The 527-nt window shown below is 45.5% G+C and carries 1 protein-coding gene; it reads left to right on the plus strand.

The window, feature by feature from the left end; translation table 11 throughout:
- Nucleotides 1-527 (plus strand): guanylate kinase (gene gmk / locus R7Z47_RS26720; protein ID WP_318131008.1); only part of this gene is annotated, 527 nt, incomplete at both ends.

A 527-nucleotide genomic window follows, 5' to 3' on the forward strand; every position in this document is an offset into this window, starting at 1 on the left:
CCTAGCGGCGCAGGTAAATCTAGCTTGATCTCAGCAATGTTGGAACGTAATCCAACATACGCAATGAAAGTGTCTGTGTCTCACACTACTCGCAACATGCGTCCTGGTGAAGAAGACGGTGTCCACTACCACTTCGTCGCAAAAGAAGAGTTTGAAACTCTGATTGCTAAAGGCGACTTCCTAGAATACGCCGAAGTGTTTGGCAACTATTACGGTACGTCTCGCGTATGGATTGAAGAAACGCTAGAGAAAGGCATCGATGTATTCCTAGATATCGACTGGCAAGGTGCTCGCCAAATTCGTGAGCAAATGCCAGAAGCAAAAAGCATCTTCATTCTGCCACCTTCAAACGGTGAGCTTGAACGTCGTTTAAATACTCGTGGTCAAGACAGCGCAGAAGTCATCGCCAAGCGCATGGCTGAAGAAAAATCGGAAATCTCACATTACAGCGAATATGACTACGTCATCGTGAATGATGATTTCGACACAGCATTAATGGACTTTAAAGCTATCCTTCGTGCAGAAAG

The organism is Vibrio sp. 1641, from assembly GCF_033339995.1.
In the GTDB taxonomy this organism is placed as follows: domain Bacteria; phylum Pseudomonadota; class Gammaproteobacteria; order Enterobacterales; family Vibrionaceae; genus Vibrio; species Vibrio alginolyticus.